Annotated in this window: 14 protein-coding genes and 1 pseudogene; 3 read left to right on the plus strand and 12 right to left on the minus strand. The window is 73.9% G+C overall.

What is annotated here, in order from left to right; genetic code table 11:
* Positions 1–57: 57 nt before the first annotated feature.
* The 4 genes from groL to VKA29_RS30030 all read right to left on the minus strand — a co-directional run bounded on the left by groL (position 58) and on the right by VKA29_RS30030 (position 4,422).
* Positions 58–1,683, minus strand: coding sequence for a chaperonin GroEL (gene groL / locus VKA29_RS30015; RefSeq protein ID WP_324789145.1), 1,626 nt, complete (start codon positions 1,681–1,683; stop codon positions 58–60).
* 116 nt (positions 1,684–1,799) lie between these two features.
* Positions 1,800–2,108 carry a co-chaperone GroES gene (groES, locus tag VKA29_RS30020; RefSeq protein WP_055493212.1) on the minus strand — a complete coding sequence of 103 codons (309 nt, stop codon included), beginning with the start codon at positions 2,106–2,108 and terminating at the stop codon, positions 1,800–1,802.
* A gap of 266 nt (positions 2,109–2,374) precedes the next feature.
* The gene (locus VKA29_RS30025) at positions 2,375–2,950 is read right to left on the minus strand and encodes a polysaccharide deacetylase family protein (protein ID WP_420718594.1); all 576 of its coding nucleotides are present in this window, start codon (positions 2,948–2,950) and stop codon (positions 2,375–2,377) included.
* Positions 2,951–3,525: 575 nt separating this feature from the next.
* Positions 3,526–4,422, minus strand: coding sequence for a polysaccharide deacetylase family protein (locus VKA29_RS30030; RefSeq protein WP_324789146.1), 897 nt, complete (start codon positions 4,420–4,422; stop codon positions 3,526–3,528).
* Between the two features lie 135 nt (positions 4,423–4,557).
* On the opposite strand from VKA29_RS30030, the gene VKA29_RS30035 reads away from it, so the two are divergent.
* On the plus strand, positions 4,558–5,733 hold the full coding sequence (locus VKA29_RS30035; RefSeq protein ID WP_324789147.1) for a class I SAM-dependent methyltransferase: 1,176 nt from the start codon (positions 4,558–4,560) through the stop codon (positions 5,731–5,733).
* A 4-nt stretch (positions 5,734–5,737) separates the two neighbouring features.
* Here the strand turns inward: VKA29_RS30035 and VKA29_RS30040 are convergent, their stop codons facing one another.
* The 4 genes and pseudogenes from VKA29_RS30040 to VKA29_RS30055 form a co-directional block, all read right to left on the minus strand.
* Positions 5,738–7,057 (minus strand): RNA polymerase sigma factor, encoded by a 1,320-nt coding sequence (locus VKA29_RS30040; protein WP_420718595.1) that lies wholly within the window; start codon positions 7,055–7,057, stop codon positions 5,738–5,740.
* 44 nt (positions 7,058–7,101) lie between these two features.
* Positions 7,102–7,458, minus strand: coding sequence for a YciI family protein (locus VKA29_RS30045; protein WP_324789148.1), 357 nt, complete (start codon positions 7,456–7,458; stop codon positions 7,102–7,104).
* A 382-nt stretch (positions 7,459–7,840) separates the two neighbouring features.
* Positions 7,841–8,768, minus strand: a pseudogene (locus VKA29_RS30050) (endo-1,4-beta-xylanase).
* A 229-nt stretch (positions 8,769–8,997) separates the two neighbouring features.
* Positions 8,998–10,050, minus strand: coding sequence for a LacI family DNA-binding transcriptional regulator (locus VKA29_RS30055; protein ID WP_324789149.1), 1,053 nt, complete (start codon positions 10,048–10,050; stop codon positions 8,998–9,000).
* 131 nt (positions 10,051–10,181) lie between these two features.
* On the opposite strand from VKA29_RS30055, the gene VKA29_RS30060 reads away from it, so the two are divergent.
* Positions 10,182–12,488: a glycoside hydrolase family 3 N-terminal domain-containing protein gene (locus VKA29_RS30060; RefSeq protein WP_324789150.1), complete on the plus strand. Its 2,307-nt coding sequence runs from the start codon at positions 10,182–10,184 to the stop codon at positions 12,486–12,488.
* A gap of 102 nt (positions 12,489–12,590) precedes the next feature.
* On the opposite strand, the gene VKA29_RS30065 is transcribed toward VKA29_RS30060, so the two are convergent.
* Genes VKA29_RS30065 through tsaB form a run of 4 tightly spaced genes read right to left on the minus strand, consistent with a single transcriptional unit; the run spans position 12,591 to position 15,142 of the window.
* Positions 12,591–12,848 carry a hypothetical protein gene (locus VKA29_RS30065; protein ID WP_324789151.1) on the minus strand — a complete coding sequence of 86 codons (258 nt, stop codon included), beginning with the start codon at positions 12,846–12,848 and terminating at the stop codon, positions 12,591–12,593.
* Positions 12,845–13,990: a tRNA (adenosine(37)-N6)-threonylcarbamoyltransferase complex transferase subunit TsaD gene (gene tsaD / locus VKA29_RS30070; protein ID WP_324789152.1), complete on the minus strand. Its 1,146-nt coding sequence runs from the start codon at positions 13,988–13,990 to the stop codon at positions 12,845–12,847. Before tsaD ends, VKA29_RS30065 begins: the two co-directional genes overlap by 4 nt.
* Positions 13,983–14,489, minus strand: a complete 507-nt coding sequence (gene rimI, locus VKA29_RS30075; protein WP_324789153.1) for a ribosomal protein S18-alanine N-acetyltransferase — start codon at positions 14,487–14,489, stop codon at positions 13,983–13,985. The genes tsaD and rimI overlap by 8 nt, the downstream gene beginning before the upstream one ends.
* Positions 14,486–15,142 carry a tRNA (adenosine(37)-N6)-threonylcarbamoyltransferase complex dimerization subunit type 1 TsaB gene (gene tsaB / locus VKA29_RS30080; protein ID WP_324789154.1) on the minus strand — a complete coding sequence of 219 codons (657 nt, stop codon included), beginning with the start codon at positions 15,140–15,142 and terminating at the stop codon, positions 14,486–14,488. Before tsaB ends, rimI begins: the two co-directional genes overlap by 4 nt.
* A 114-nt stretch (positions 15,143–15,256) precedes the next feature.
* Here tsaB and VKA29_RS30085 point away from each other — a divergent pair, with 114 nt between their 5' ends.
* Positions 15,257–15,811 carry a hypothetical protein gene (locus VKA29_RS30085; RefSeq protein ID WP_324789155.1) on the plus strand — a complete coding sequence of 185 codons (555 nt, stop codon included), beginning with the start codon at positions 15,257–15,259 and terminating at the stop codon, positions 15,809–15,811.
* The last annotated feature ends 2 nt before the right edge of the window (positions 15,812–15,813 follow it).

A 15,813-nucleotide genomic window follows, 5' to 3' on the forward strand; every position in this document is an offset into this window, starting at 1 on the left:
AAGGGGGAAGGCCCTGCTCCGGTCAACCGGAGCAGGGCCTTCTTGTGAGCATGCGGCTCAGTGGCTGTGGCCGTGGCCGTGGCCCGCGGCGGCCGGCTCTTCCTCTTCCTTCTTCTCGACGACCAGGGTCTCGGTCGTCAGCAGGAGGGAGGCGATGGAGGCGGCGTTCTCCAGGGCGGAGCGGGTGACCTTGACGGGGTCGATGACGCCGGCCTTGACCAGGTCGCCGTACTCGCCGGTGGCGGCGTTGTAGCCGTTGCCCTTCTCCAGCTCCTTGACCTTGGAGACGATGACGTAGCCCTCGAGGCCCGCGTTCTCCGCGATCCAGCGCAGCGGCTCGACGACGGCGCGCGCGACGACGGAGACGCCGGTGGCCTCGTCGCCGGTCTTGTCGAGGTTGCCCTCGAGGACCTTGGCGGCGTGGACCAGCGCGGAGCCACCACCGGAGACGATGCCCTCCTCGACCGCGGCGCGGGTCGCGGAGATGGCGTCCTCCAGGCGGTGCTTCTTCTCCTTCAGCTCCACCTCGGTGGCGGCGCCGACCTTGATCACGCACACGCCGCCGGCCAGCTTGGCGAGGCGCTCCTGGAGCTTCTCGCGGTCCCAGTCGGAGTCGGTGGTCTCGATCTCGGCCTTGATCTGGCCGACGCGGCCCTGGACGTCCTCGGACTTGCCGGCGCCGTCGACGAGGGTGGTGTCGTCCTTGGTGACCGTCACGCGGCGGGCGGAGCCCAGCACGTCCAGGCCGACCTGGTCGAGCTTGAGGCCGACCTCCTCGGAGACGACCGTGGCGCCGGTGAGGATCGCCATGTCCTGCAGCATCGCCTTGCGGCGGTCGCCGAAGCCGGGGGCCTTGACCGCGACCGCGTTGAAGGTGCCGCGGATCTTGTTGACCACCAGGGTCGACAGGGCCTCGCCCTCGACGTCCTCGGCGATGATCAGCAGCGGCTTGGAGGAGTTGGCCTGGATGACCTTCTCCAGCAGCGGCAGCAGGTCGGCGATCGCGGAGATCTTGCCCTGCGTGATCAGGATGTAGGGGTCGTCGAGGACGGCCTCCATGCGCTCCTGGTCGGTGACGAAGTACGGCGACAGGTAGCCCTTGTCGAAGGCCATGCCCTCGGTGAAGTCCAGCTCCAGACCGAAGGTGTTGGACTCCTCGACGGTGATGACGCCGTCCTTGCCGACCTTGTCCATAGCCTCGGCGATGAGCTCGCCGACCTGCTGGTCCTGGGCGGACAGCGCGGCGACGGCGGCGATGTCGGACTTCTCCGCGATCGGGCGGGCCGACGACAGCAGGTCCTCGGAGACGGCGGCGACGGCGGCGTCGATGCCCTTCTTCAGGGCGGCGGGGGAGGCGCCGGCGGCCACGTTCTTCAGGCCCTCGCGGACCAGGGCCTGGGCCAGCACGGTGGCGGTGGTGGTGCCGTCACCCGCGATGTCGTTGGTCTTGGTCGCCACCTCCTTCACCAGCTGGGCGCCGAGGTTCTCGTACGGGTCCTCGACCTCGACCTCGCGGGCGATGGTGACACCGTCGTTGGTGATGGTGGGAGCGCCGAACTTCTTGTCGATGACGACGTTGCGGCCCTTGGGGCCGATCGTCACCTTGACCGTGTCGGCAAGCTTGTTGACGCCGCGCTCGAGGGCGCGACGGGCGTCCTCGTCGAACTTCAGGATCTTCGCCATGACAGCGTGAGCCCTCTCGGAAATCTAGGTGAAAGAAACTGCGCCCCGGGCGCCCGGCTTCTTGTGTGGTCGCGGGGGCCAGGGGCGCAGCTAAGAGCGGAATGCTCGAGGTGGGACTACTTCTCGATGATCGCGAGGACGTCGCGAGCCGAGAGGACGAGGTACTCCTCGCCGTTGTACTTCACCTCGGTGCCGCCGTACTTGCTGTACAGCACGATGTCGCCGGTCTTGACGTCGAGCGGGAGACGCTCGCCGTTCTCGAAGCGGCCCGGGCCCACGGCCAGGACGACGCCCTCCTGGGGCTTCTCCTTGGCGGTGTCCGGAATGACCAGGCCAGAGGCCGTGGTCTGCTCGGCGTCCAGCGGCTGGACCACGATGCGGTCCTCGAGCGGCTTGATGGCAACCTTGGAGCTGGCGGTCGTCACGATCCGACCTCCCCCTTCGGAGATCTCACGGGGTTAACTGTCTGAGGTGGCGACCAGGTCGATCCGTCGTCGCGGGTGCCGGACCTGCCCGTCGCGTTGTTGGCACTCTCCAGGGGGGAGTGCCAGACCCGAGACTATGACCGCGATTAGCACTCGGTCAAGCGGAGTGCCAATCCCCGCGGCGCGTCGGCCGGGGTTCCGCACCGTACGGGGGCCCTGCGAGGGCTGTACGGGGCCGTACGGCCGTCACCCGGGTCGGGCCGGCGTCAGACGTAGTCCTCCAGCCGCGCCACCGTCAGTCCCCGGCCGCACGCCTCCCGCAACAGCCGCGCCGTCCGCTCCCCGAGCGTCGGTCCGGCGCCCCCGCCCGCGGCCACGGCCACGACGTCGCCGGGGCCGAGGCGGTGCTCGCCGCCCGCGTACGTCAGTTCGCCGTCCCCCGTCATCGCCGCCCGCCACAGCACGACCGCGGAGATGCCGCAGTCCGCCGCGGCGCGCAGGGTGGTCGCGTCGTACCTGCCGTAGGGCGGGCGGAAGAGGCGGGGGCGGACGCCGAAGCGGGCGGTGAGCTTGTCCTGCTGGCCGCAGATCTCGGCGCGCTGGCCGGCGTAGGGCAGGCCGCGCAGGGCGCGGTGGTCGAGGGTGTGGTTCTGCAGGCTCACTCCGACCGACCGCAGGCGGGCGAGGCGGGCGTAGCCCGGGCCGGCGGCCCGGTCGGTGAGGAAGATGCTGACGGGCAGGCGCAGCGCCCGGACCGTCTCGACGAAGCGGGGGTCCGTCTCCGCGCCGTCGTCGTAGGTGAGGAAGACGACCTTGTCGCGGGTGGGAACGCGGGGGACCACGCGCGGCAGGCCCCCGTCCGCGGCGCGGGCGGCCGGAACACGGGACGGTCTCGCGGCCTCGTGACCCCGGCCGCGGGACGGCGGCCCACCGGCCGGGAGGTCCCTGCCGCGGGACGACGGCCGACCGGCCGGGAGGCCCCTGCCGCGGGACGGCGGCCGACCGGGCGGGAGGCCCCTGCCGCGGGACGACGGCCGACCGGCGGCGAGATCCCGGCCGCGGGACGGCAGTTGCCCGGCGTCAGGCTGCCCGCCGTCCGGGCGACCGGCGGCACGGTGCCCGCCGTCGTACGACGGCCGCCCGGCGGCCCTGGCCCCGGCGCCGGTCGGCCGGTGCCCGGCACCCCCGTCCTCCGTGCCACGGGGACGGCGCCCGGCGCCCCCGTCCCCGCCGTGCGTCCGGTGCCCGGCGGCTGTGTCCCCCGTGTCGTGCGGCGGTCGGCCGGCGGTCGCCGTGCCGTGCGGGCGCATGTGCCGGGCCGCCTTCTCGCCGAGCCGTTGGATGGGGTCGACGGACGGGGCGCAGCCGGTGAGCAGGACGGTGGCCGCCAGCGCCCCGGCCGCCAGGCGGCGCCGCCTCACAGGTAGTCCTCCAGCCGGGCCACCGCGTATCCCTGGGCGGTGACCTTGTCCAGGAAGCGGCGGAGCATGTCGGGCATGGTGCCCTTCCACTGCGCGCGGCCCCGGAAGTGGGTCAGGACGATGTCGCCGGGGTGCAGGAAGCGGTCGTCGCGGTACTCCCAGCGGTCGACGAAGACCTCCTCGTCCCAGATGGGCGCGTACCGGATGCCGCAGGACTTGGCGGCGAGCAGGGTGTCCTGGTTGTAGCTGCCGTAGGGCGGGCGGAAGAGGCGGGGGCGGACGCCGTAACGCTCCTCGATCACGTCCTGCATGCCGCAGATCTCGCGCTTCTGCTCCTTGTAGGACAGGCCGCGGAGGTAGGGGTGGTGCAGGGTGTGGTTGTTCAGCGTCACCCCGTCCTGCCACATCTTCCCGAAGTAGCCGTAATTGTCCCGGATCAGGAAGTCGCTGAGGAAGGCGGAGTACGGGATCTTCAGCTCGCGCGTCATGCGCAGGAACGCCGGGTCCTTCTCGGCGCCGTCGTCGATGGTGAGGAAGACGACCTTCTCTTCGGTGGGGACGGTGGTGAAGACCGGGGGCAGGTCCAGTTCGCGCTGGCCGTCGACCTCGAAGCCCTTGCGGGCGGTGATCACCGGCTTCTTGGCGGGCGGCGGCGGGGCGGCCAGCGGCACCTTCGCCAGGCCCCAGCGTCTGGCCGCCGCGGCCCGGGCGACGTAGGCGGCGCGCAGCCGCGCGGCGTACGCCTCCAGGGCGCGGGCCGGGGCCGCCCTCAGGGGCGGCTGGCCGGCGGCCGGGGTCACCTCGGCCGAATCCACCTCGGAGGCGTCGCCCTGCGCACAGCCGGAGGCGATGGCGGCCGCGGCGAGCAGGGCGGCCCCGCAGCGGACCCGCATCCCGAACGACGCCCCATTTTTATCGTTTTGTCGTACTGCTCGCATGATGCCGGATCCTCGCAGCCCCCGTCCCGCGTCCCGGCCCGACACCGCGGCCGGCGGCACACCATCCACCGACTGGCCCACAATGAGCCGGTGAACGACCTCGCCTGCCTCCTCGCCCCCGAAGGCCGCGCCCTCCTCGAAGAGGTGCGCGACACCGCCCCGGCCGACGAACTCGCCGTCGCCACCCGGCTGCGCCGCGAGCACCCCGCCGAACTGGTGTCGGCGGCGCTCGGGCAGGCGCGGCTGCGGCAGCGGGCGGCGGCGAAGTTCGGGGCGGCGGACGCGCGCCGGATGTTCTTCACGCCGAACGGGGTCGAGCAGTCGACCCGGGCGAGCGTCGCGGCGTACCGGGCCGGGCGGCTGCGCGAACTGGGCGTGACCTCGGTGGCCGACCTGTGCTGCGGGATCGGCGGGGACGCGGTCGCGCTGGCGCGGGCCGGCATCAGGGTGCTCGCCGTGGACCGCGACCCGGTGACGGCGGCCGTGGCGCGCGCGAACGCCGACGCGCTCGGGCTCGCGGAGCTGATCGAAGTGCGCCAGGCCGACGTGACCGAGGTGGACACGGCCGGCTGGGACGCCGTGTTCGTCGACCCCGCCCGACGCGGCGGACGCGGCCGCGTCTTCGACCCGGAGGCCTACTCGCCCCCGCTCTCCTGGGCGGTCGGCGCGGCCCGCACGGCGCCGCACGCCGCCCTCAAGGTCGCGCCCGGCATCCCGCACGAGGCGGTGCCCGCCGACGCCGAGGCCGAGTGGATCTCCGACGGCGGGGACGTGAAGGAGGCCGTGCTGTGGTTCGGGACCGCGCCGGGCGCGGTGCGGGCGACGCTGCTGCCGGGCCCCCGCGCGCTGCACGGCCGGGGCCTGCCCGACCCCCCGGTCCGCCCCGTCGGCCGGTACCTGTACGAGCCCGACGGGGCCGTCATCCGCGCCCACCTGGTCGCCGAGGTGGCCGAGGAACTGGACGGCGGCCTGATCGACCCGACCATCGCCTACGTCACCGCCGACCACCTGCGGCCCACGCCGTACGCCGTGCCGTACGAGATCACCGACCGACTGCCCTTCAACCTGAAGAAGCTGAAGGCGCTGCTGCGGGAGCGGGAGGTCGGGACGCTGACCGTGAAGAAGCGCGGGTCGGCGGTGGAGCCGGAGGAGCTGCGCAGGAAGGTCAAGCCGCAGGGGCCGAACGCGGCGACCGTGTTCCTGACCCGGGTCGCGGGGGCGCCGACGATGCTGGTCGGGGCGCCCGCGCGGCCGGAAGCGCGGTAGGACCTCAGACGCCGGGGAGGGACCGGAGCCGGTCCAGCAGCAGTTGCCGCTCGCGGGCGTTGCGCGTCAGCCCGGCCGCCCGGGCCAGTTCCTCGCCCGCCTCCGCCGTGCGTCCCAGGCGGGCCAGCAGGTCACCGCGGACGCTGGGCAGCAGGTGGTAGTCGCGCAGGGCGGGCGCGGCGGCGAGGGCGTCGACGATCTCCAGCGCCTTCGCCGGGCCCTCGGCCATGGACACGGCCACCGCGCGGTTGAGCTCGACGACCGGGGACGGGGCGCGTGCGGCCAGCAGCCCGTACAGGGTGGCGATGCTCGCCCAGTCGGTCTCCTCGTAGGAGTGCGCGTGCGCGTGGCAGGCGGCGATGGCGGCCTGGAGGGCGTAGGGGCCCGGGGCGCCGGACGGGGAGGCGGCCCCGGCGCGGTCGAGGGCGGCGATGCCGCGGGCGATGAGCATGCGGTTCCAGCGGCGGCGGTTCTGGTCCTTCAGCAGCACGGGTTCGCCGCCCGGGCCGGTGCGGGCGGCCGTGCGGGACGCCTGGAACTCCAGCAGCGCGGTCAGCCCGTGCACCTCGGGCTCCCCGGGCATCAGCTGCGACAGCACGCGGGCCAGCCGCAGCGCGTCCTCGCACAGGGCGGGGCGCAGCCAGTCGTCGCCGGCCGTGGCGGCGTACCCCTCGTTGAAGACGAGGTAGACGACGTCGAGGACCGACCCGAGCCGGGCCGCGCGCTCCGGCCCGTACGGCACCTCGAAGGCGACGTTCTTCGCGGCCAGCGTCCGCTTGGCGCGCACGATGCGCTGGGCGATCGTCGGCTCGGGGGTGAGGAACGCGCGGGCGATCTCGGCCGTGGTCAGGCCGCCGAGCAGGCGCAGGGTCAGCGCGATGCGGGCTTCGGCGGACAGCACCGGGTGACAGGCGGTGAACACCAGCCGCAGCAGGTCGTCGTCGATGCCATCAGGGTCGCGGGAGTCTGCGGGCTCCTCGAACGGCGCCGTCGTCTCCAGGTCCCGCCCGATCTCGCGCAGCTTGCGGGCGTAGGTCTCCCGGCGCCGGACCAGGTCGACGGCGCGGTGCCGGGCGGTGGCCATGAGCCAGGCGCCCGGGTTGTCGGGCACCCCGTCCCGCGGCCACTGCTCCAGCGCGGCGACCAGCGCGTCCTGCGCGAGTTCCTCGGCGATGCCGACGTCGCGGACGATGCGGGCGACGCCCGCGATGACGCGCGGGGACTCGATGCGGAAGACGGTGTCGATGGCCTGGCGGGGATCGGCGGCCCGGCAGGGGTCCGGGTCGGCGGCCCGGCGGGGGCCGGCGGTGGGCTGCGGTGTCACAACCCACCATCGAACACCCCGCGGCGGCCGGAGGCCAGGAGGAATCAGCCCTCCGCGATCTCGCGCACCTCGCAGGTCACCTGCCACTCCTCGCCGTGGACCTTGAGGAACCGCGAGGCCCACTCCAGCGCCTCGGCCTTGTCCTTGCACTGCATGATCGCGTAACCGCCGATGACCTCCTTGGACTCGGTGAAGGGTCCGTCGGTGACGGAGGTGTTCCGGCCGTCCCAGTGCACCCGGGTGCCCTGCGCCGACGGCGTCAGCCCGGCGGTGTCCAGCATCACCCCGGCCTTGGTGATCTCCTCGATCAGCTCTCCCATCCGCTGCATCATCTCCGGGCTGGGGCCCCCGGCAGGCGCGGAGTTCTCGTCGATCCGGACCAGTGACATGAAGCGGGGCATGGTGGCTCCTCGGTCGTTCGGTGGTCGTTCGGTGGTCGTTCGGTCTGCGGGCCGGTTCCTTCGTTTCCGGCCTCTCACCCAGTTCGTCGAACGAACGACGGCCGGATCGACAGGCGCGCCGGACTTCTTCGAAGATTTTTTCCGGCCCGCGCACGGAGGCCGTGGCGGCGGAGTGAGGCCGACGGCCCTCAGCGCTCTCGGCCGTCGGCCTCCGGGTCCGCCCGCGTCGGCGTTCTCGTGTCCGGTCACGGGCGGGACGGTGAGTCCGCGGTATCGGGGGATGGTCGGAGGCGCGCTGCGGGCGGTCCCTTCGGGGAGTCTCGCGCTTCCCGGCCCTCACGGTGCCGCGCTCGGCCCCGCTCGGCCCCGCCCGGTCCCCGGCTCAGCCCAGTGACACCGTGGGCACCGGATTGCTGCCGCTCCAGGACCCGTTGAACCCGAAGGTCACCGAACCGCCGTCCGGAACCGTGCCGTTGTAGGAGGCGTCGGCGCACGTCACCGCCGCCCCGGACTGGGTGCAGGTGGCGTTCCACGCCTGGGTGACCTGCTGGCCGGCGCCGTACGTCCAGTTCACCTTCCAGGACGACAGGGACCCCCCGGAGCAGGAGATCCGCACCTCTCCCGTGAACCCGGTGCTCCACTGGTCGGTCACGCTGTACGCCGCCGTGCAGCCGTCCGTGGGCGGCGGGGTGGTCGTGCCGCCGAGCGCCTCCGCGATGCCGTGGTACGCGGGCTTGGGCGCGTGGTTGTCGTCGTACGGCGTCGCCGCCCCGTAGCCGGGGCTTGGCGGCCGGGTCGGCGGCGTGCGCCCAGGTGAGGGCGGTGGCGATGTAGTCGGCGCCGAGGCCGTTGTACCAGAGGGCGGAGCGGTAGGTGCCGTCCTCGTTGAAGGGCTCGTTGACGACGTCCCAGGCGGCGATCCGCCCCTTGTAGCGGCCGACCTCGGTGCTGATGTGGTTCTGCAGCAGGCTGCTGAGCCGGGCGGAGGTCCAGGAGCCGTTCGTCAGCCAGCTCGGGTTCTGGCTGTGCCAGACCAGGGTGTGGCCGCGCACCCGCTGGTCGTGCGCCTCGGCGAAGGCGACGATCTGGTCGGCCTCGGTCCAGTCGAAGCTGCCCTGCGTCGGCTCGACCGACTCCCATTTCATGGCGTTGCCGGGCGTGAGCGAGCTGAACTGGGTGCCCGCGATGTCGCCGTAGGTGCCGGTGAGCTTGGAGCCGGTCACCGCCGTGCCGACGATCTTGCCCTTGGCGGCGCCGAGGTCGCGCAGCGGGATGTCGGCGGCGTGCGCCGCGGGCGCCGTGAACAGCATCAGCGCGCCGGTGACCACTGATGCCAGGGATAAGCCGTTCTCAAAGATCTCATCGCGAGGGACCTCCGAAAGTTTCGACCGTGCAACCGATTGACTTCGGAGAGTGTCGGGCGGCCCGCCACACCCGTCAATACAGCAACAGACAGGCTCCCCCGTGCCGACCGCGCCCGGCCGGAGCCGTCAGGCCGCCGACGGCGCTGGGCCTCAGGCCGCCGGCGGCGCTGGGGCCTCAGGCCGCGGGCGGCGCTGCCGTGCTGCTGCGCACCACCAGGCTCGTCGCGAGTTCCACCCGGGTGGCCACCGGGGCCTGGTCCGCGCGGCCGAGGTCGAGGACCAGCCGGGCCGCCGTCTCGGCCATCTCCGTCAGCGGCTGCCGTACGGTCGTCAGCGGCGGACCCACCCAGCGGGCGACCGGCAGGTCGTCGAACCCGACCACGCTCAGGTCCTCCGGGATCCGCAGCCCGAGCTCGCGGGCGGCCTCGTACAGCCCGAGCGCCTGGAGGTCGTTGCCGGCGAACACGGCGGTCGGCCGGTCCGGGCGGCGCAGCAGCCGCAGCCCCTGCCGGTAGCCGGTCTCGTGACGGAAGTCGCCGGGCGCGATCATCGACGGATCGACCGGGAGCCCGGCGGTCTCCAGGGCCGCCCGGTAGCCGTCGACGCGGGCGCGGCTGCACATGATGCGGGACGGTCCGCTGATGGTGCCGATGCGGGTGTGGCCGAGTTCGACCAGGTGGCGGGTGGCGGCCAGCCCGCCCTGCCAGTTGGTGGCGCCGATCGACGGCACGTCGACGCCCGGGTCGCCCGCCGGGTCCACCACCACGAACGGGATGGAGCGGCTGGTCAGCAGGGCGCGCTGGGAGTCGTCGAGGCCGGACAGCACCAGGATCACGCCGTGCGGCCGGCGCGCGGCGACCTGGTCGGCCCAGGTGCGGCCGGGGGTGAGCCGGCCTGCGCTCTCGCTCAGCACGACGCTCAGGCCGGCGTCCCGGGCGACGTTCTCCACGCCCCGGATGACCTCCATCGCCCAGGCGCTCTCCAGTTCGTGGAAGACCAGGTCGATCAGGGGCGAGCGGCTGGTCTCGGCGCGCCGGCGCCGGTAGCCGTGGACGCGCAGCAGTTCCTCCACGCGGCTGCGGGTGGCCGGGGCCACGTCCGCACGTCCGTTGAGGACCTTCGAAACAGTCGGCGCGGACACGCCGGCCTCACGGGCGATCTCGGCGAGCGTCGCGCTCTGCGCCGACCGCGCCGCCGTCCGCGTTTCCTGGGGCTCCGGAGGGGTCATGGCGGCGATCGTATCCCTGCGTCCCCTCTTGACGAACCTTTCGTCACGGGCCTAGGTTCCGGAACATTCGACATACCTACCGAAACATTCGCGAGAGGGCCGCACCCCGCCTCGACAAGAGCAGGAGTTTCATGACCACCGCCCCCTGGCGTGACCCCGCCCTGCCCGCCGCCGCCCGCGTCGACGACCTCCTCTCCCGGATGACCCTGGAGGAGAAGACCGCCCAGTTGTACGGGGTGTGGGTGGGCGCCGCCACGGACGGCGACGGAGTCGCCCCGCTGCAGAGCCAGATGGCCGCCGACTACGACTACGACGAACTGATCACCCACGGCCTGGGCCAGCTCACCCGCTCCTACGGCACCGCCCCGGTGGACCCGGCGCTGGGCGCGCAGGCCCTGGCACGCGCCCAGCGGCGCATCGCCGCGGCCGGCCGCTTCGGCATCCCGGCCGTCGCCCACGAGGAGTGCCTGGCCGGCTTCACGGCCTGGGGCGCCACGGCCTACCCCGTCCCGCTGGCCTGGGGCGCCACCTTCGACCCCGGCCTGGTCGAGGAGATGGCCCGGCGCATCGGGCACGACCTGCGGGCGGCCGGCGTCCACCAGGGCCTCGCCCCGGTGCTGGACGTCGTACGCGATCCGCGCTGGGGGCGGGTGGAGGAGACGATCGGCGAGGACCCGTACCTGGTCGGCACCATCGGCACGGCCTACGTGCGCGGCCTGGAGTCGGCCGGCGTCGTCGCCACGCTCAAGCACTTCGCCGGGTACGCGTCCTCGGCCGGCGCCCGCAACCTCGCTCCCGTCCGGGCGGGCGTGCGCGAGTTCGCCGACGTGACGCTGCCACCGTTCGAGATGGCGCTGCGCGAGGGCGGGGCCCGCTCGGTGATGGCCGCGTACACCGACACCGACGGCATCCCCGCCTCCGCGGACCCCGCCCTGCTGACCGGGCTGCTGCGGGAGGAGTGGGGCTTCACCGGCACGGTGGTCGCCGACTACTTCGGCATCGCCTTCCTGCAGACCCTGCACCGCGTCGCGGGCTCCCCCGCCGAGGCGGCGCACGCGGCGCTGACCGCCGGGATCGACGTGGAGCTGCCCTCGCTGAACTGCTACGGCAGGCCGCTGCTGGAGGCCGTCCGGGCGGGCGAGGTCCCCGAGTCCGTGGTGGACCGGGCGGCCCGCCGGGTCCTGCTGCAGAAGTGTGAACTGGGCCTGCTGGACGAGGACTGGGATCCGGAGCCGGCCGCGGCGCTCGACCTCGACTCCGCGGCCAACCGCGATGTGGCCGGCCGGCTCGCCCAGGAGTCGGTGGTGCTGCTGGACAACCCCGACGGGCTGCTGCCGCTGGCGTCCGACACCCGGATCGCGGTGGTGGGCCCGAGGGCGGCGGACGCGCTGGCGATGCTCGGCTGCTACTCCTTCCCCTCGCACGTCCTGCCCCGGCACCCCGAGGTGCCCATGGGGATCGACATCCCGACCGTGCTGGACGCGCTGCGCACCGAACTCCCCGACGCCAAGGTCACGTTCGCGGAGGGCTGCGGGGTGTCCGACCCGGACGCCTCCGGCTTCGAGGAGGCGGTGGCCCGCGCGTCGGAGGCCGACGTGTGCGTGGCGTTCCTCGGCGACCGGGCGGGCCTGTTCGGCCGGGGCACCTCGGGCGAGGGCTGCGACGTGACCGACCTGCGGCTGCCGGGCGTGCAGGGCGAGCTGCTGGACCGCCTGGTCGCCACCGGGGTGCCCGTGGTGCTGGTGCTGCTGACCGGCCGGCCCTACGCCCTGGGCCGCTGGCACGGCCGGCTGGGCGCCGTCGTGCAGGCCTTCTTCCCGGGCGAGGAGGGCGGGGCGGCGGTGGCCGGAGTGCTGTCCGGCCGCGTCAACCCCTCGGGCCGCCTCCCGGTGAGCGTGCCGCGCGAGCCCGGCGGCCAGCCCTGGACCTACCTCCAGCCGCCGCTCGGCCTCGCGGGCGAGGTCAGCAACCTGGACCCGACCCCGCTGTACGCCTTCGGGCACGGGCGCTCCTACACGACGTTCGCCTGGGACGACTTCGCGGGCACCGCGCCCGAGATCGCCACGGACGGCTCCTACGACCTGTCGCTGACCGTCCGCAACACCGGCGACCGGGCCGGGGCGGAGGTGGTGCAGCTGTACCTGCACGACCCGGTGGCCTCGGTGACCCGGCCGGACGTGCGCCTGATCGGCTACCGGCGGCTGGAGCTGGAGCCGGGCGCGGCGGCCCGCGTCACCTTCCGCTTCCACGCGGACCTGTCGGCGTTCACCGACCGCTCCGGCACCCGGGTGGTCGAACCGGGCGCCCTGGAACTGCGGCTGGCGGCGTCCAGCGCGGAGGTCCGCCACACGGCACACCTCGCGCTGACCGGCCCGGTCCGGCCGCTGGGCGCGGACCGGCGGCTGCGCTGCGAGACGGAGGTGTCACCGGCGGAGTGACCCTGGGCGAGCCGGGGGACCGGGGCGCCCCTGGGTCACTCAGGTGACCCAGGGGCGACCGGGGTGACCCGGGTGCCCCGCCCGCCTCGGGGCACCCGGCCCCTACTCCGTCCCCACCGACTCGAACCGCCAACGGTGCACCGCTCGGGTGACCAACTCGGCGTCCGGCTCGGGCAGTTCGGGGAGATCGGCGTCGAGGGCCGCGTCCCACCAGGTGATGACGAGGACGCGGTCCTGCGGGGCGCGGAAGGTCTCCCGGCGCAGGGGGCGGGCCGGGAGTTCCCGGGCCCGCGCCCAGGCGAGCAGTTCCGCGCCGCGCCCCGCGGCGGCCCTCGCCTCCCACATCAGCGCGACGGTCACGAGTACAGGTTCTCCTTGGCGGTCTCGTGCACGTGATCATGACTATGCCCGTGCCCGTGCCCGCGCCCGTGACTGTTGCCGTGATCGTGGCCGTTGCCGTTGCCGGGTACGTGCGGGTCCGTCACCGGCAGCGAGGAGTCGGCCGACAGGTCCCAGCCGGACGCCGGCCGGTTCCGGGCCACCATCTCCGCGCCGAGCGCCGCCACCATCGCGCCGTTGTCCGTGCACAGCTTGGGCCGCGGCACCCTGAGCCGGATCCCGGCCGCCTCGCAGCGCGTCTGCGCCAGCGCCCGCAGCCGGGAGTTGGCGGCCACGCCGCCGCCGATCATCAGGTGGTCCACGCCCTCGTCCTTGCACGCCCGCACGGCCTTGCGGGTGAGCACGTCGACGACCGCCTCCTGGAAGGAGGCCGCCACGTCCCGCACCGGCACCTCCTCGCCCGCGGCCCGCTTGGCCTCGATCCAGCGGGCGACGGCCGTCTTGAGACCGGAGAAGGAGAAGTCGTACGCCGGGTCGCGCGGGCCGGTCAGGCCACGCGGGAACGCGATCGCGTCCGGGTCGCCCTCCCGCGCGTACCGGTCGATGACCGGGCCGCCGGGGAACCCGAGGTCCAGCACACGGGCGATCTTGTCGAAGGCCTCGCCGGCCGCGTCGTCGATGGTCGCGCCCAGCGGCCGGACGTCGGAGGTGATGTCGCCCGACAGCAGCAGCGACGAGTGCCCGCCGCTGACCAGCAGCGCCATCGTCGGCTCCGGCAGCGGGCCGTGCTCCAGCTGGTCGACGCAGATGTGGGAGGCGAGGTGGTTGACGCCGTACAGCGGCTTGCCGAGGGCGTAGGCGTACGCCTTCGCCGCCGAGACGCCGACCAGCAGGGCGCCCGCCAGCCCGGGGCCCGCGGTGACCGCGACGCCGTCCAGGTCGCGGGCGCTGACCCCGGCGTCCTTCAGCGCGCGGTCGATGGTCGGCACCATCGCCTCCAGGTGCGCGCGGGAGGCCACCTCCGGCACGACGCCGCCGAAGCGGGCGTGCTCGTCGACGCTGGAGGCGACGGCGTCGGCCAGCAGGGTGGTGCCGCGGACGATGCCGACGCCGGTCTCGTCGCAGGAGGTCTCGATGCCGAGGACGAGTGGTTCGTCAGCCATTGATCTCGGTTCCTTGTACGGAGGTGGAAGGGTCGGTCAGGCGCATCACCAGGGCATCGACGTTGCCCGGCTGGTAGTAGCCGCGCCGGAACCCGATGGCCTCGAAGCCGAAGCGCTCGTACAGCTTCTGGGCGCGGGTGTTGTCGATCCGGCACTCCAGCATCACCTCGGAGCACTCGAACGCGGTCGCCGCCCGCAGCAGCTCGGTCAGCAGGCGTCCGCCGAGCCCGGTGCCCTGGTGGTCGCGGGCGACGGCGACGGTCTGCACGTCGGCGAGGTCGCCGGAGGCGGCGAGCCCGGCGTACCCGACGATCCGGCCGCCGGCCTCGGCGACGAGGTAGCGGCGCGTCGCCTCGGGGCCGCGCGCGTGGGCCAGTTCGGACCAGAACATGCCCCGGGACCAGGCGTCCTCGGGGAACAGGTCCTTCTCCAGCTCCAGCACGGGGTCGATGTCCCACCAGCGCATCTCGCGCAGTCGGGGGGTCTCGGGTCCGGTCACTTGGGGGTGACCACCTTGTAGTTCTTGGGCACCTGGGCGTCGGGCCGGCGCAGGTACAGCGGCCGTGGAGCGGGCAGTTCCGTGCCGGCGGCGAGCCGCTCGGCGGCCAGCGAGGCCAGCGCGGCGGCCGACACGTGCTCGGGCTCGTGGGCCCGCGGGAAGGTGTCCGGGTACAGCAGCGCGCCCGCGCCGACGGCCGGCAGCCCGGCGACCCGGTCGGCGATGTCGGCGGGCCGGTCGACGGCCGGGCCGGTCAGACGGGTGCGGGAGTCGGCGTAGGTCGCCCAGTAGACCTCCTTGCGCCGGGCGTCGGTCGCCACGACGAAGGGGCCCTCCTCGATGTCCGCCGCGTAGGCGAGGCCGTCGAGCGTGCACACGCCGTGCACCGGGACACCGAGCACCAGCCCGAAGGTGTCCGCGGTCATCAGGCCGACCCGCAGCCCGGTGTACGGGCCGGGGCCGACGCCGACGACGATGCCGGTGACGGCGTCGATCTTGAGTCCGGCCTCGGCGAGCAGCCGGTCGACGGCCGGCAGCAGCAGCTCTCCGTGCCGGCGCGCGTCCACCTGGGTCGAGGAGGCGATGACGTCCGTTCCGTCGTGCAGGGCGACGGTGACGGCGGGGGTGGCGGTATCCAGAGCGAGCAAGAGCACGCAAACAGCCTACGGCTCCCGCGGCGCGCGCACGGCCGCCCGGTCCGGGCGCACGGGGGCTGCTACGGTCGCCCGGAAGCACGACGTACGACGCGACGGCTGAGGTGGTCGACGGTGGCAGGCGGCAGCTCAGGAATCGTGTTCGGGCTCACCACGGCGGCCGTCGCGACGGTCGGCGTCCTCGCCTTCCATGCCTCCGCGGGCGTCCCGGACGGCCTGGGCGGACCGCACGCCGGCAGGTCGCCGTCGGCGGCGCCCACGCACCCGGCCCGCGGCCCGAAGGACCCCACCGCGCTGCCCGTCGACTCCGGCACGGGCGCACGGGTCGTGTACTCGGTGACCGGCGACCGGGTGTGGCTGGTCGGCGCGGGCGGCAAGGTGCGCCGCACGTTCCTGGTGCTGCCCGGCAAGGTGGACCCGGCGCCGGGCACCTACGAGGTCACCTCCCGCTCGAACTCCGTCACCGGCACCGACGGCGCCCCCGTCCGGCACGTCGTCCGCTTCGCCGACGTGGACGGCGTCGCCGTCGGGTTCAGCACACCGGCGGGGCCGGCGACGGCGAAACCGGACGAGGGCGTGCGCACGGGCGGCATCCGCGAGTCCCGCCAGGACGGCGACGCGATGTGGGCGTTCGCGACGATCGGCCGCCCGGTCGTGGTGGTCCGCTGAGC

The sequence above is a fragment of the Streptomyces sp. H51 genome, from assembly GCF_035656535.1.
GTDB lineage: Bacteria > Actinomycetota > Actinomycetes > Streptomycetales > Streptomycetaceae > Streptomyces.

Bases quoted from the DNA above. Each gene is read 5' to 3' on its own strand.
- VKA29_RS30045 (WP_324789148.1), bottom strand. From the start codon at position 7,458: ATGCCCCGCTTCATGTCACTGGTCCGGATCGACGAGAACTCCGCGCCT.
- VKA29_RS30060 (WP_324789150.1), top strand. From the start codon at position 10,182: ATGACCACCGCCCCCTGGCGTGACCCCGCCCTGCCCGCCGCCGCCCGC.
- groL (WP_324789145.1), bottom strand. From the start codon at position 1,683: ATGGCGAAGATCCTGAAGTTCGACGAGGACGCCCGTCGCGCCCTCGAG.
- VKA29_RS30055 (WP_324789149.1), bottom strand. From the start codon at position 10,050: ATGACCCCTCCGGAGCCCCAGGAAACGCGGACGGCGGCGCGGTCGGCG.
- VKA29_RS30030 (WP_324789146.1), bottom strand. From the start codon at position 4,422: ATGCGGGTCCGCTGCGGGGCCGCCCTGCTCGCCGCGGCCGCCATCGCC.
- tsaD (WP_324789152.1), bottom strand. From the start codon at position 13,990: ATGGCTGACGAACCACTCGTCCTCGGCATCGAGACCTCCTGCGACGAG.